General features: G+C 37.2%; 13 protein-coding genes. 6 read left to right on the top strand and 7 right to left on the bottom strand.

What is annotated here, in order from left to right; translation table 11 throughout:
* Positions 1–120: 120 nt before the first annotated feature.
* Positions 121–1,587 carry a methyl-accepting chemotaxis protein gene (locus tag B1R93_RS20035; protein ID WP_088105728.1) on the top strand — a complete coding sequence of 489 codons (1,467 nt, stop codon included), beginning with the start codon at positions 121–123 and terminating at the stop codon, positions 1,585–1,587.
* A 65-nt stretch (positions 1,588–1,652) separates the two neighbouring features.
* Here B1R93_RS20035 and B1R93_RS20030 read toward each other — a convergent pair whose 3' ends face one another.
* The 5 genes from B1R93_RS20030 to mgtE all read right to left on the bottom strand — a co-directional run bounded on the left by B1R93_RS20030 (position 1,653) and on the right by mgtE (position 7,724).
* On the bottom strand, positions 1,653–2,534 hold the full coding sequence (locus tag B1R93_RS20030) for an SDR family oxidoreductase (RefSeq protein ID WP_088105727.1): 882 nt from the start codon (positions 2,532–2,534) through the stop codon (positions 1,653–1,655).
* 188 nt (positions 2,535–2,722) lie between these two features.
* Entirely contained in the window at positions 2,723–4,615 is a 1,893-nt protein-coding gene (locus tag B1R93_RS20025; protein WP_088105726.1) for a bifunctional metallophosphatase/5'-nucleotidase, read from the bottom strand.
* A 384-nt stretch (positions 4,616–4,999) separates the two neighbouring features.
* A complete protein-coding gene (locus tag B1R93_RS20020) occupies positions 5,000–5,308 on the bottom strand; it encodes a winged helix-turn-helix transcriptional regulator (protein ID WP_088105725.1) in 309 nt (102 codons plus the stop codon).
* A 339-nt stretch (positions 5,309–5,647) separates the two neighbouring features.
* Entirely contained in the window at positions 5,648–6,232 is a 585-nt protein-coding gene (locus tag B1R93_RS20015; protein ID WP_088105724.1) for a YitT family protein, read from the bottom strand.
* A 127-nt stretch (positions 6,233–6,359) separates the two neighbouring features.
* On the bottom strand, positions 6,360–7,724 hold the full coding sequence (mgtE, locus tag B1R93_RS20010; RefSeq protein WP_088105723.1) for a magnesium transporter: 1,365 nt from the start codon (positions 7,722–7,724) through the stop codon (positions 6,360–6,362).
* Between the two features lie 226 nt (positions 7,725–7,950).
* Between mgtE and B1R93_RS20005 the strand changes: the two genes are divergently transcribed.
* From B1R93_RS20005 to B1R93_RS19990, 4 genes are all read left to right on the top strand, one after another.
* Positions 7,951–8,286 (top strand): DUF2325 domain-containing protein, encoded by a 336-nt coding sequence (locus B1R93_RS20005; protein ID WP_088105722.1) that lies wholly within the window; start codon positions 7,951–7,953, stop codon positions 8,284–8,286.
* A 10-nt stretch (positions 8,287–8,296) separates the two neighbouring features.
* The gene (locus B1R93_RS20000) at positions 8,297–8,938 is read left to right on the top strand and encodes a hypothetical protein (RefSeq protein WP_088105721.1); all 642 of its coding nucleotides are present in this window, start codon (positions 8,297–8,299) and stop codon (positions 8,936–8,938) included.
* Between the two features lie 83 nt (positions 8,939–9,021).
* The gene (locus tag B1R93_RS19995) at positions 9,022–9,516 is read left to right on the top strand and encodes an IMEF encapsulin system ferritin-like cargo protein (protein WP_088105720.1); all 495 of its coding nucleotides are present in this window, start codon (positions 9,022–9,024) and stop codon (positions 9,514–9,516) included.
* Positions 9,517–9,534: 18 nt separating this feature from the next.
* Complete coding sequence (locus B1R93_RS19990) at positions 9,535–10,386, top strand: family 1 encapsulin nanocompartment shell protein (protein ID WP_088105719.1); 852 nt, start codon at positions 9,535–9,537, stop codon at positions 10,384–10,386.
* Between the two features lie 26 nt (positions 10,387–10,412).
* On the opposite strand, the gene B1R93_RS19985 is transcribed toward B1R93_RS19990, so the two are convergent.
* Complete coding sequence (locus B1R93_RS19985; RefSeq protein ID WP_088105718.1) at positions 10,413–10,898, bottom strand: hypothetical protein; 486 nt, start codon at positions 10,896–10,898, stop codon at positions 10,413–10,415.
* Positions 10,899–11,222: 324 nt separating this feature from the next.
* On the opposite strand from B1R93_RS19985, the gene B1R93_RS19980 reads away from it, so the two are divergent.
* Positions 11,223–12,131, top strand: coding sequence for a metal ABC transporter substrate-binding protein (locus B1R93_RS19980; RefSeq protein WP_088105717.1), 909 nt, complete (start codon positions 11,223–11,225; stop codon positions 12,129–12,131).
* A gap of 67 nt (positions 12,132–12,198) precedes the next feature.
* Here the strand turns inward: B1R93_RS19980 and B1R93_RS19975 are convergent, their stop codons facing one another.
* Complete coding sequence (locus tag B1R93_RS19975; RefSeq protein WP_088105716.1) at positions 12,199–12,948, bottom strand: rhomboid family intramembrane serine protease; 750 nt, start codon at positions 12,946–12,948, stop codon at positions 12,199–12,201.
* Between the last annotated feature and the right edge of the window lie 98 nt (positions 12,949–13,046).

Genomic DNA, 13,046 nt, shown 5'->3' with positions numbered 1-13,046 from the left:
GTTATCTTACTCAAAAATAAGTTGGAAGAAACATTCATACAAGTATTTTGTCAAAAAACGTTGAATGTTGTCGATTTTGTGATTAAGATATAGATATTAACAACTTGAAGGAGCGGAAAAATGAATACCATTGAACAGATTAGGGTAAGTGACTTACAAAGTAAAAATAAACTTATTATGATTACATTTTCAATTTCATTGTTGTTAGGGCTTATAAGAGCAATACTAGTTGAAAATACGATACATACCTACATTTATGCGAGTGAAATTGCGATCATTGCATGTGGTTATTTTTTTCTGAAATCGAAAAAGTTAGATAAGCTTTTCGGGTACTTCTTTTTATCGATAGCTTTTTCTTTATCTATTGGTTCAATTGCCTTTTTAAATGGAAGTTTAGCAATGACGTTTATCATTTTTCTTCTCGTGTTATTTTCAGCTGGTTATTATACGTGGAAAGTTTACTTTTATGGAAGTGGACTTGGTTTATCCGCTATTATATTTAATCATTTACAGATGGAGCCGAAAGTCGATGTTATTACTGAAAACTTTCCGACTGTGATGATTGTTTTTGTTCTGTTTAATCTTATGTTAATAGGGCTAATTAAGCTAAATAAAAAGCAAGTTAATCAAATTGAGCAAATGTTATTAGAATTAACAAATGCTGCGGAAGTTAATGAACGAAATCGTTTAAACCTTGAGAGTAGTGTTGGGGAAATTGGAAGCAAGCTTACGACGGTTAATAACCAAGTACAAAATAATTTGACAGCACAGAAGGAAATAAAGGTTGCTATCCAAGAAATGTCTTCTGCGAGCACAAATCAAAGTGAGCGAGTACAAGAAATTGTCGAGAGTTCAAGTGAGACATTGAAAGGGATGCTGGAGCTTCATCATGCTTCGAAAGAGGTGCAAGAAGAAACGAAGGTAGCGAAAGATTTGTCTACACAAGGATCGGAGCAAGCGCATTTTCTTTCTGAGGATATGTTATCGCTTCAACAGGTGATGAAACAATTAAATCAAACGTTTATTACTCTTACAAATAAGATTAATGAAACGAATGATTTTGCCGATAGCATTCGTGGAATTACGGAACAAACAAATTTACTTGCGTTAAATGCATCGATTGAAGCAGCACGTGCTGGGGAGGCAGGCAGAGGGTTTTCTGTCGTAGCAGATGAAATTCGAAAGCTTGCTGATGTGACGAGTGAAACAACGAAAAAAATAACGAGTAATTTAGATGAAGTAAACGAGGCAAATGCAACGGCTATTGAAAACATGGAAGCAAGTAAAGAGCAGATGAATAAAAGTGTTGAGATGGCGACAACTGTTTCCGATTATTTTAGTCAGTTAACTCAAGCCCTTGAGAGTGTAGCTGAGAAATTTAGTGTTGTTGACATGCTAACAGGAAAAACCGAGGCACAGTCAAAAATCGTAGAAGAAGCAACCGCTGAATTGGCAGCAATAATAGAAGAAGAGACAGCAAGTATGGAGCAAATTTCTGCAACGATTGAAAATCTAAATGACGATAATCAACAAATTGCAGCGGACTTACAAGAGACTGCTGTCCAAACACAAAGATTATTGACGTAGTAGAAAAGAAGGGTATCCCAAAAAAGTTGAGCATTTGGGATAGCCCTTTTTTCTTGGCTCTAATATTAGCCGTTTACGATGTTCCCACCGTTTACGTGTAGAATTTGTCCCGATACGTACGTTGAATCATTTGAAGCCAGATAGACATAAGATGGAGCAAGCTCGGCCGGCTGTCCTGGTCTGCCCATCGGTGTGTCTGTACCGAAGTTTGCGACCTGATTAGCCGGAAAGGATGCGGGAATAAGTGGTGTCCATATTGGTCCTGGTGCAACACCATTCACACGAATGCCCTTTGAAACAATATTTTCTGATAATGAGCGGGTAAGGGCAACGATGGCACCTTTAGTTGCTGAATAGTCCATTAAGACAGGCTGACCTTTGTATGCAACGATTGAAGCTGTGTTAATAATCGAGCTTCCTTTTTGTAAATGGGGCATAGCGGCTTGAATAAAGTAAAAATAGGAATAGATGTTTGTTTTGAATGTACGGTGAAGCTGCTCAGATGTAATGTTTTCGATTTTTTCTTGATAATGCTGTTCAGCAGCATTGTTAACAAGAATATCGAGCTTATTAAAGGTATCGACTGTCTTTTTAACCGCTTCATAGCAAAAGGATTCTTCTCCAACATCGCCGCTAATTAATAAGCATTGAACGCCGTATCCTTCAACAAGCTCTTTTGTTTTTTGTGCATCATCATGCTCATCAAGATAGACAATACTAACATTGGCCCCCTCTTTTGCATAAGCAATTGCAACAGCACGACCAATTCCGCTATCTCCTCCCGTAATTAAAGCGACTTTATTTTTAAGCTTGCCACTTCCTACATAGGTAGGATCATCAAAAATAGGTGCTGGCTTCATTTCAGACTCAAGCCCAGGCTGCTTTTGTTGGGCTTGCGGCGGCTGACCGTTGTTTTGCACGCTTTCAAATGGATTTTGACTAGACATCAAAACACTCCCTTAGCTTAGTTATCCTAACAAGTATAGTTTGCGAAAAAAAAGAAATTTTATGAAAGAGGCTGTGCCAAAAGGTTGGTTTTTAACCTTTTGGCACAGCCTTCATGCAATGAGAGTAGCGGACTAAGCCATTGCTGTGCACGCTTTATGCTTTTGAGATAACCCCTTTCTCCTGCTTTTTAATCATTTACAGTAATCCTTGTATCAGCAGGGATTGGCACATGAGATTGTAAGCCGTCAGCTAGAATATTGCTTAAGGCTTCGCCGCTCTTATGTTTTTCTATAACATCAAGCATAGTGAAACCATCACCGCCGCTTGCAATAAAATCATTTGTCGCAACAGAATAGTTTTTTTGTGGATCAAGTGGTTCCCCGTCAATCACAACATTAGAGACTCTGTCTCCTGGTTGTTTACTTGGGTTGAAGGAAAATTGAAAGCCGGATATGTGTAAAAAGCCACCGTTTTGCTCAGGGTATAATCGAACAGCATGCTCTAAACACTCCATTAATTCTTTACCAGTAATTGTTAGTTGGACAAGTTTATTATCAAAGGGGAGAGCTGTTAAAACATCATCACGGGTAACCTCACCTTCTTTAATGTCAGCCCTAATAATCCCTCCATTTGTAAATGCAATATCTGTATCGGCCTTTATCCTCATTGTATCAGCAAGCAATTTACCTAAATTTGTTTCACTTGTTCGAACAAGTTCCCGTTTCCCATGTAAGGTTATAGGAATGGTTGCGACTACCTCATTTAGTGATTGTTTCACCTTTTGTTTGTATACGTCGATTAAACGTTCAATTTTGGGATCTTTCATTTTTGAAGGATGATCTCGATATAGAAATCCATTAATCCCTATCAATTCTTCGCCGTGAAAAATTAAATTTGTATGTCCTACCGCCTTACCATATTCAGCTGATTGGGTTAAAAAGGTTTGCTTAATTTTTAAAGGGGTTTCAATCGTATCGTGACTATGGCCTCCTAGGATAATATCAATGCCTTCAACTTTCTCTGCAATGAGTTTATCTATTTTTAAACCAGCGTGAGATAATACAATCACATGGTCGACGTCTTTTTTTACTGCTTCTACAATGGTTTTAGTTACGTCAATCTCATCTTCAAATGTAATACCCTTTATGTTTGAAGGGCTTGTTTTTATCGCTGTATCTGTTGCGAGAATACCGATAACTGCAAATGTTTTTCCCGCTTTTTCCATGATTGTGTAACGCTGAAATAGTGCTTCACCATTATGAATGGCGTTTGCCCCAAGTAGCGGGAATGATAATGAATCTCTTAACGTAAGAAGGTGGCGAGTTCCGTAATTAAAATCGTGATTTCCCGGTACCATTGCATCGTATTGAATGGTATTTAAGCTTTCCGCAACAACATTTCCTTTATTGAAATTAACAAGATTTGTTCCATGGAATGTGTCTCCTAGATCAAATACAAAGGCATGTGAGTAAGAAGAGCGGACATGATTAACAATGTTTGAAATCTTTGCAAGTCCTAACTCGCCATTTGCTTTTTGATGTAAAATTCGCCCATGTAAATCATTTGTATGGATAATTGGGATAAAGGTGAGCTTTTCTTTAAAGGTAGAAATAAGCTCTGCAAGGTCTTTAGTTGTTAACGGCTTTTTGGGGCGGAAATTCTTCGACTGGTCTGTCGTAATTAATCCTAGTTCAACAGCAGCTGTTAGCTCAGAGAGATATTCGGAAGAGATTTGATGATGATCTTTTACCTTTCTTAATAAAGAGCTCCGCGAATATTGGTTGCTAAGATTTAAACTACGAATCACTAGTGCGTATGCTTGCTCTCGAGTAATTGTACGTTGCAAGTTTATTTGCTCCCCATTCGTTAATATTTTTGTTCGGTAAGCAGCTTCTATGTAAGGATTTTGTTTAGAGTTTGAAATAAACGGTTCCTGTAAATCGATATCAAGAAGAGAGATGATCGTTTCAATAAAGGTTACACCGTTCACTTCTTCCTGAGTTATCGAATCTGCATGAATTTGTGTAGGGATAGTCGTGAGTAGCAAAAGTAAAATAAAAGGTTTAATTGCAACCTGCATGGATCAAGCTCCTTTCTAAGAGACTGTAAGACAAGGGGAATTGCATGGTTTACAAAAGCTCTTCTTTAGTATGGTAAGATGAGTAGAGATTAAACATAATGAATTTTATGGGGGAAAATATGTTAGAACGTAAGGCGCCGTTTCAGCCACATTCTTTTTATTTGCTGTTTCTCGGGGGGCGTTGAGGGTTTTGGAGGAAATTGCCTAGCGATTTCTGGTCAAACTATTTTGGAAGACTTGGGTCCACTTCTTATTGCCTTTGGTTACAATTTAACAGGTGGTTATATTATAAAGGTGTTTCCCTTACTTGGTGCGGCTTGTACTTAGTTAGCCTGCCTCAAAAAGAAAAAAACGAGTGCCTAGTCATTGGGCATTCGTTTTTTTCTAAATCCAGTGTTCACCCCAGGATTGGATGGATTCAATAACCGATTCTAAAGCCATTCCTTTATCAGTTAATGAATATTCAATCCGAACAGGCTTCTCAGGGTAGACCGTTCGTTCAACGATATTAGCAGACTCTAATTCTTTCATTCGTTCGGTAAGAATGCGGTCACTCATTTCCGGTATTTGTGATTTAATATCTTTAAAGCGTTTTGGGCCGTCAAGTAAGACACGAATAATCAAACCATTCCACTTTTTACCTAATAGCTCCATTGCCATCTCATACTTTGGACACATTTGGCTATAATCCATGTTCTTCACCTCAGTATCTTTAGTTTACCACAAGTTTTGAATTTAAATAAGTAGCCGCTAAATAGGGGAAGTGCCTAAAGTATGTTCTTAAATCAAGAAATCGTAAATGGAAAGTTTATGAGGTTGTCACAAGTTATTGTTTAAATGAAGATAAACCTTGTTATAATATGGCTAGGATATAGAGGTAGGTGAAAAGAAATTGAGGCTTTCAAATAAAAAATTATTTATTTTAATTGCTACGATTACGGCTTTATACGGTCTTTTGTATTGGGTAATAGGGGACTATATAACACGATAAAAAAGGAAGAATCAAGAGAGAGTGATTCTTCCTTTTATCTGTTATACATGAACTTTTTGTGGAGAGGATAAGGTCATTAAAATGGTGGCGGCTCCAGTTGCAGCAACTGCGATCACTGATAAAATCAACTCATCCCAAGTAATGGTGGCAAGGCCGGCAAAGACTACAAGTAAATCAAAAATAAAGACCAATATCCCAACATTCCAATCCATTTTTTTTGCCGTCATTTGGGCAAGTAAATCTAACCCCCCTGTACTAATATCTACTCGAAACATAAGGCCTACGCCAATTCCGAGCAAAGTTCCCCCAAGGAGAGCGCTTGTTAAAGGATCCGTTGTTATTGTATGCAACTTAAATAGGGAAAGCCAATCAATAAATACTGCCGATAATAGTAATCCAGCAAGACTGTTATACAAGAAGGAGCGATAATACTTCCAAGCATAGAGGTAAATGGGAATACTAATAACGATAAATGTTATACCGACTGGGGTTCCCCATAAATAATGGGCGATTAAACCTAGACCAATAATTCCCCCATCTAAGAGGTGGTAGGATACAAAGAACATATTAATCCCGACACCAATAATGAGACAACCAATGATAAGGTAGAGCAAGGTTTTTATCACAATATCACCTTCACTGTTTTTGACAAGCTGTTCGATTATATGCGAAGGGCTTCCTTTTCATGTCAGGAAACGAAAAAAGCATGGAATCCCATGCTTTTTTAAACAGATGATAATTAATATGTTCGGGTTACATCCCACTAAGATGATGAAGGAATGTGGTTGCAATACCAAAATAAATTAATAATGAGAAGATATCATTTAGCGTCGTAATTAAAGGACCGGAAGCGACAGCAGGATCAATTCCAAAGCGGTAAAGTGTTAGCGGAATAATGGTTCCAGCAAGCGTTCCAATAATTAACGTTAAAAGTAGAGAAGAACCTACCACTAAGCCGAGAACGAGATCCTGTCTCCAAAAGAAAGCAATAAATGAAATTAAAATTCCACATGTAATTCCGATTATAATCCCAACTCGTAATTCACGAAGTACTAGTCTAATGACCGTTTTTCTATCAACATCCGTAGTAACGATACCACGGACAACCACGGCAAGGGATTGCGTCCCCGTATTCCCCGTCATACCTGCAATCATAGGCATAAAGAAAATCAACGCCACAACCTGTTCCAACGTTTCTTCAAATCCACTTATGATACTACCAGATACAAGGCCGATAAATAAAAGTAAAATAAGCCAAGGCAAACGTCGTACGGAAGCTGTTATAGCCTTAGTATTAAAGTCAATATCACGACCAACGGCGGAAATTCTTTCAATGTCTTCATTTGCTTCTCGGATTACAACATCAATGGCATCATCGACCGTAATAATACCAAGTAATGTATTATTTTCATCAACAACAGGGACAGCAATGAAGTCATATCGTTCAATAATTTGAACGACCTGCTCCTGATCTGTATCAACTTGAACAGATACAACCCTGCTAAACATTAAATCCTCAATTTTATCATTAACATCAGCAATTAATAAATCTCGATAAGAGACTACACCGACTAACTTTTTATCATCATTAATTACATATAGGTAATAAATGTTCTCGGAAAAGCTGGCATACTCCTTTAATTTGTCAACAGCTTGTCTTACGGTTTGGTCATCGCGTATCCATACAAATTCGTTTGTCATTAAACCACCAGCTGTATCTGCTGGATAGCTTAAAAGTGAGCGGATTTTTTGGGAATCCTCTTTTTTCATGACATTCAAAAACTCTTGAATTTTATCAACAGATAACTCATTTAATAAATCGGCTAAGTCATCATTTTCCATTAAGTTCATGACTTTAGATGAACGTTCGATACCGAGCCTATGTAAAATTTCCATTTGCATTTCATATTCAAGCTCTTGAATTAAATCTGCAATTTGGTCAGGTGTTAAAAAAGTTAAAAATTTGTGGTGGTGCTTCTCTGGAAGTCCACGATATAGCTGAGCCACATCATAGGGGTGTAATTCGTCAAGTAATTGTTGCAGAGCGCCACGTTTTGCTTCTTTTATGTATTTAATGACGAGTACGAGAAGTTGATCCTCTGTCATGTTTGCAATCAAATCATTCACCTCACTTTGAAGAGTATTCTAATGCGTAATGTACAGTTTTTTTATTAGGTTACCGAATATAACAATACAACATACCCGTTTTTCAAGCAATAAAACATCTAAGAATTGAATTGATTTTTTTACCATATATTTATAAATGCTATTGACGTTGAGAATGAATTTCATTTACAATGATAATGAGAATTGTTATCACATCGCAATAAAAGGAGTGACATAGATGTCTTCATTAATGATTGTTGGAGCAGACCGGTTAGGTTCAATTCCTAAAAAACTTGAGGAGTTAGGCTTTAGCGAAATCATTCATATAAGTGGTCGGAAAACACAGATGGTAAAGAAAGAAATTCCAACGCACATTGATTTAATTCTTGTTTTAACCGATTTTATTAATCATAATTTAACGTCGGTACTAAAAAGGAAAGCAACAGAACAAGAGATACCGATTTGTTATGCTAAACGTTCATGGTGTTCGATATATCAAGCCATTGATCGCTGTGAATACGGATGTGAGAAAAGAAAGGAATGCCAATACTATCAAGCTAGACAGGGACATTAGGAGGTCATGAATGACAAGTAATCTTCATACAATACTACAAAAGGAAGAACTACTATATGATTTTATTGCTTGTCCATACCGCTTTTATTTCCAAAAGAATTTGGGTACATTACAGTTAACTTGGCAACATGTCGTTCAAAATGTGATAAACCAAATTGTATTGGAATACTTTCAGTTGTCTCTTAATGAAAGGACAAGTCTCAACGTCCTTCATCTAATAGGTAGGCATTGGGGAAAAGTGAACCGAGACTGCTTTCATAATGTTGCTCATTATGTAACAACATTTGCCTTTGTATCGGACCATCTATTGCTATTTTTATTATCAGAGAAAAGGATGAAGCCGCCTGTCTTTTTATTTGAAGAACAAAAGGACCATGCCACATTACTATTTGATGTAGGGAATTGGACAGAGCATTCTTTTGTTATAAAAAAAATATTAAGTGAAACCGATGAAACATTATTACCTGCTTATTGGAATGTTGTTAAAGCCTTTTCTGTTAAAACGTTTGGACGTTTACCAGAGCAAATTGAAGTATTTGATTTGAAGCGGGCCCATCGATACATACATTTACCAAAACAAAACGAACAGCTTTCGAGCATCGAAGACATTCCATGTTTGAGTTGTTCATTTTTAGAAAACTGTATGGACTAAAGAAAGTTAAAGTTAGTTTGAATAAGAATAAGGGTATGGTAAAATAAACTAAATGAAGTCGTTCTATGAGAGGGTGAGTACATTTGAAGCAAGAACTTGCTGAACTTCATCAAAGCATGCTTCTAGCAAAAGCGGCGATTGAAGATTTTTTAGCAATATTAGCTCCTGTAATCAAAAGCGCCCAAAGTGATTACGAGCGTCTATATCACCGTCACATATATGATGAGGAAGAGGAACGGTTAGGTAGGGTGAAGGAACTATTAGATGTTATTGCTAATTTCCAGCAAGATGATACCCCCGAATCACTAAGGCCTTGGCCCTCTAATCATTTTCTACAAGCATTATATTTAGAAACATACGGGCTGCGTCATTTTATTGAACATTTGAACCTTGCACTTTATGGATTTCAAGATGAAGAGCGTCAGGCTTTATTAAATGGAATGCTTGAACAAGCACATTCTCATTATCAACATGTAAAAGAGATATTAGCGAAATATAATGAGGGTAACGAGGGTTCTTCGAAAATAATATCAGATAATATAGATTCACCAGCATTTACAGTCGGAAGTTTATTATAGATGAAGGAGTGTGTATAGATGACGAAAACAAATCGCTTCCCAGATGCACCATTAAATGAACAGGAATTTACTCAACTTGATCAAACAGTAATTGAAATGGCTCGTTCTCAATTAGTGGGACGTCGTTTTATTTCGTTACATGGCCCACTTGGAAGAGGGGTTCAAAGCATTCACACTGATATTTACTTAGAAGATGGCCAAGCTACGATAGACTTCCAAGGTACAAATGAAGGGGTAGAAAGCGCAACAAAGAGAGTAAGCTATACGTTACCGATGCTTTATAAAGATTTTGTTTTGTATTGGCGTGATGTTGAACAAGCAAAAACGTTGGGAATTCCGGTTGACTTTTCAGCAGCTGCAAATGCCGCAAGACAGGTTGCTTATTTGGAGGATGCGATGATCTTCCACGGTTCCGAGGAGTTCGATATCCCAGGTATTATGAATGTAAAAGGACGTCTGACACATTTAATGGAAAACTGGTACGAATCAGGCCATGCTTTTCGTGATATAGTTGAAGCAAGAAATAAATTAATGCAAATGGGACATAATGGACCTTATGCGTTAATTGTTTCACCTGAGCTTTATGCATTGTTACATCGTGTTCATAAAGAAACAAATGTATTAGAGATTGACCATGTTAGAGAATTAATTACAGGTGGCGTATTCCAATCACCAGTATTAAAGGGTAAAAAAGGTGTTGTCGTGAATACAGGTCCACATAATTTAGACTTAGCAGTTTCCGAAGATTTCGATACGGCTTATTTAGGAGAAGAAGGAATGAATCATCCATTCCGTGTTTATGAAACCCTTGCATTGAGGATTAAAAGACCGTCTGCTATTTGTACGTTAGAAAGCCAAGAAAAAGAATAGAGTAAGAAGAAAGAGCATGAACGCAATTAAGCGAGCATGCTCTTTTTTAATGAGATTACATTTTCCTCTAGGAAAGGAAGTGTATTTTCATAACCGCGTTCTTTTAATTCAGAAACACTAATGTCCGTAATGAGCGTTTCAACTTCCTCTTTAAACGGAGCTGTTACGAAGCCTTCATTTACTTCACATAGTCGAGTTAAGTAATGAATGGTATCAGTTAATAAGTATTTTCGTGCAGAACTGTTCTCAAGTTGACATATTAATTTATGTTCTAACCCTCTCATAAGTGAAATCTCATCAACATGAACAAGGAATTGTTCGCCTTCTGTTGTCATAAATCCAATGGAGTGATAGTGACCGTTCGTTAACTCTAAACTTGTGAAAACAGGAAAAGTAAATTCTTCACCGGAACGTAATCGAATCGATTTAGCTTCAACTGCCCCACCGACTTTACGTTTGTTTGTAATCACCGTATGAATATCCTTCAGTGCGTGGATAATCACTTTTTTCATGAGCTGCTTCCTCCCTGAATTAAATTACTACACTATGATATGCCTATTCGAGATTAATTATCATTAGTATATCGAATAATGATAATCATTGTCAATTGATTTCGGGCTATTATTGAGAACGATTCTCTTGGTAATGGTTAGGAATAGTTTTTTCAGATTCCTTTTTGATCTAGTCCCAATTTTAAAAAAAATTGATAACGTCTAGACAGGAGAAGTAGAATATGACAAAATAAGTTGCGTAGGGTAAAAACATTTTACTGAATATAAAAAGGTTGTCTTTTTACAACTAATTTCAGAGTAGTCGACATTAAAGGGGGAATAACGATGGGAAAGAAGCTTGCTTTGTTTTTAACGGGATTGTTAACGGTGGTGTTGCTTGCAGCATGTGGAGTAGAAGAAGCTGCACCTACCTCAGAAAGTAAGGAGGTTAAGGTTGTTACGAGCTTTTCAATCCTTGCTGATTTGATTGAAAACGTAGCTGGGGAACGGGCTGAGGTTCAATATGTCGTGCCGATTGGAGAGGAGCCGCATGAGTATGAGCCTGTTCCAAGTGATTTTCAAAAGGTTAGTGATGCAACCGTATTTTATGTAAATGGGTTTGACTTGGAAGGCTGGCTACAAAAGTTAGTTGATAACGTGGGAGAAGTAGAAGTAGTGGAAGTTTCCTCTGGCATTACGACAATCCCAATTGAAGGTGAAGATGCGGCAGATCCTCATGCTTGGTTAGATGTTAAACGTGTCATGGTGTATGTAGAAAATATTCGTGATGATTTATCTAAGCGGGATCCTGAGGGAAAGGAAATATATGAAGCAAATGCAGAAGCGTATTTAGAAGCATTACGTGAGTTGGATAATTGGATTGAGGAGGAGGCCTCTAAAATCCCTGAAGAACGTAAAACGCTTGTTATTAGTGAGAATGCCTATAAATATTTCGGTGAATCCTATGGTTTTGAAACGATTGGGATTTGGGAGTTAAATTCTCATGAAGAAGGGACACCCGGGCAAATTTCACGTGTTGTTGAGTTAATACAAGAGAAAAAGCTTCCTGCTGTCTTTGTTGAGACAACAGTTGATCAAAGGTATATGGAAACAGTTGCTGAAAATGCAGGTGTTACTATAGCGGGAGAGGTGTATACCGATGCGGTTGGCCTTGATGGAAGCGGGGCTGAAACGTATATAAAAATGATGGAGCATAATGTCCATACATTTATCGGTGGTTTGAAAATAAATTAAAAATTGATGGAGGCTGTTTCGAAAGGGAGTTTAAGCTTCCGAAACAGCCTCCTTTTTCTAAGGGAAATTAAAAAAGACGACTGCCTAGGCCGAATAATACAAAGATAATAAAAAGAATCCAAGCCGATTTAACGAGGAGTTTTTTATTTTTTCGATGTCTGGCCCACCGATTTGGGTTAAAGGATACACTTTGTGGCTCGTGAACATGCTGATACATAGAAAATGATCTCACACCAGTTAGTAGAATTGGTGCAAGGGCTGCTCCACCAATTAGGCCAAATAGATGGGCAAGAATGTTAATATTAGAATTAACAAACGTCATGACAAGTCCAATGATTAAAATTGTCATAACAAGCTGTGAATTCGCCCGATCAATTAGATTCTTACGATTTAAAACAATATAAACGTAAGCTCCGAATAAACCAAAAATAGCACCAGAGGCACCAAGGTGTTGTGGATAAGAAAGCCCCCCAAGATAAAACGTTGCAATATTAGCAATGATTCCAGCAAATAAATAGAGGGTAAGGAATTTTACTTTTCCGAGCATTTTTTCTAAACCTGGACCGAAGATGACAAGGGAAAATGAATTAAATAGAACATGACCTAGTCCAAGGTGCATAAAAATTGGTGTAACTAACCGCCAATATTCTCCGTAATAAGCAACGGCTAGATTATAACCGATTCCAATCTCAGCAATAAATCTACCCCCTGGGAGAAGATTCATCCAAAGAAAGAGGATAAAATGTATCGCAACAAGAACGGTAATAACGGGATAATTCTTTCGAAAAGAATAAAAACTTTCATTTCGTATAAACATTACATACCTCCTCAAGACTAGTATAGGAATTATTATAACAAAAGATAGAAAGAACGCTTAACAAAGCTTACGATAGGAACGAAGAGAATATGTAAACC

The organism is Halalkalibacter urbisdiaboli, assembly GCF_002156385.1.
Classification (GTDB): Bacteria; Bacillota; Bacilli; order Bacillales; family Bacillaceae_D; genus Halalkalibacter_A; species Halalkalibacter_A urbisdiaboli.
Note: the sequence above shows the minus strand (reverse complement) of the source record. Positions and strands in the feature narration are given on the sequence as shown.

Bases quoted from the DNA above. Each gene is read 5' to 3' on its own strand.
- B1R93_RS19975 (WP_088105716.1), bottom strand. From the start codon at position 12,948: ATGTTTATACGAAATGAAAGTTTTTATTCTTTTCGAAAGAATTATCCC.
- B1R93_RS20020 (WP_088105725.1), bottom strand. From the start codon at position 5,308: ATGGATTATAGCCAAATGTGTCCAAAGTATGAGATGGCAATGGAGCTA.
- B1R93_RS20030 (WP_088105727.1), bottom strand. From the start codon at position 2,534: ATGTCTAGTCAAAATCCATTTGAAAGCGTGCAAAACAACGGTCAGCCG.
- B1R93_RS19985 (WP_088105718.1), bottom strand. From the start codon at position 10,898: ATGAAAAAAGTGATTATCCACGCACTGAAGGATATTCATACGGTGATT.
- B1R93_RS19990 (WP_088105719.1), top strand. From the start codon at position 9,535: ATGACGAAAACAAATCGCTTCCCAGATGCACCATTAAATGAACAGGAA.
- B1R93_RS20025 (WP_088105726.1), bottom strand. From the start codon at position 4,615: ATGCAGGTTGCAATTAAACCTTTTATTTTACTTTTGCTACTCACGACT.
- B1R93_RS20035 (WP_088105728.1), top strand. From the start codon at position 121: ATGAATACCATTGAACAGATTAGGGTAAGTGACTTACAAAGTAAAAAT.
- B1R93_RS20000 (WP_088105721.1), top strand. From the start codon at position 8,297: ATGACAAGTAATCTTCATACAATACTACAAAAGGAAGAACTACTATAT.
- B1R93_RS19980 (WP_088105717.1), top strand. From the start codon at position 11,223: ATGGGAAAGAAGCTTGCTTTGTTTTTAACGGGATTGTTAACGGTGGTG.
- B1R93_RS20005 (WP_088105722.1), top strand. From the start codon at position 7,951: ATGTCTTCATTAATGATTGTTGGAGCAGACCGGTTAGGTTCAATTCCT.